Source organism: Pseudoalteromonas sp. SWXJZ94C (assembly GCF_015864385.1).
GTDB lineage: Bacteria > Pseudomonadota > Gammaproteobacteria > Enterobacterales > Alteromonadaceae > Pseudoalteromonas.
This window is the reverse complement of the sequence record NZ_JADYXF010000134.1, coordinates 1-1115: the sequence shown is the minus strand read 5'-3', so window position 1 is coordinate 1115 and position 1115 is coordinate 1. Positions and strand designations below refer to the sequence as shown.

Below are 1115 nucleotides of genomic sequence, written 5' to 3'. Positions count from 1 at the left end.
AATTTGCTCAGCGAAATTGATAGGAATGAATTTATTTTGACAGGATAAGTCAGGCTTGTAGTTAGCCATAACAGTTTACCGTGGGTGAATAATATCTATTAGATCACAGCGAACAGATGGATTCAAGGTTAAAAAGCAACCAATCAAGAATAGTTGGATACGTTCCTAAAAAGAGTAATTCTACAGCCTCAACGCCCTGCTAAGCGGCTAAAAATAGCTGGCTATAATAGCGAGAAACGAGCACAGCCAGCTGTTTGTGTCCGTTTGAGCAGCTTGTTAGCATTAAATTTTAAAATGCTTTTCCAATTTACTGAGGAGTTCAGGGTTTTTAACAATTTCTTCCTGTAAATATTCTTTGCACTCAAAAATTTGCATTAACCATTCTTCAATGTCTTCTACGTCTGAAACTGTTTCGCTATTTCTTAAGGTATCATTGTATTTTATTGAATCATTTAGCGCGCATAAGATAGTTGCTAACCAGTCGTCTTTTATTTGCATTATGCTACCTCATCTTTTTCAATCATATTGGTAAGTTCGTTAAGTAATAATTTAAACCTTACGAGTGACATATCTCTTTCAGGGGCAATAGTATGGTGGGTTGCGTTAAATACTGGATTATAAGAATCTCTCACTATAACTAATCCTTTTGGTAATAAAGAACCTGCGGGGAGTTTATAATATTCCCAGTGCCCTTTGAAAGTATTTGGTCTATCAAAAGTACTTATTCCTCTAGGCCTATCTCTAACTAGTACTCTATCATTTTTAATTGTTATATCAGGCTTTCTTGGAGCACCTCTTTTTCGCTCAACTTCAGTTTCAACCAAATTAAATAAAGGTTCTTTGCTCTTTACTTTTTTTGCCCTCCATAAGTCTACAGGTATTTTACGACCAAAAAAACGATCAATACTTCCTGATTCTAATAATACATCTTCTAGCAATTCTACATTATCCATAATTTTTCCTTTTGCTTTGTTGATATGACCTAAGCCATGATTTTTAATGCTAACGAGCCTGTAGATTAACTCGTTTTTTTATTTGTTTTTATTGATAAACAAACCATAGCTGAGTTCCTATTTTGGTTCAATCGATTACTGTATTTTTACGCAGCATATAAA

The 1115-nt window shown here is 34.1% G+C and carries 2 protein-coding genes; both read right to left on the bottom strand.

What is annotated here, in order from left to right; genetic code table 11:
* Positions 1 to 282: 282 nt before the first annotated feature.
* Positions 283 to 498, bottom strand: a complete 216-nt coding sequence (locus I6F65_RS21385; RefSeq protein WP_197114842.1) for a hypothetical protein — start codon at positions 496 to 498, stop codon at positions 283 to 285.
* Complete coding sequence (locus I6F65_RS21380; protein ID WP_197114840.1) at positions 498 to 953, bottom strand: hypothetical protein; 456 nt, start codon at positions 951 to 953, stop codon at positions 498 to 500. Before I6F65_RS21380 ends, I6F65_RS21385 begins: the two co-directional genes overlap by 1 nt.
* Between the last annotated feature and the right edge of the window lie 162 nt (positions 954 to 1115).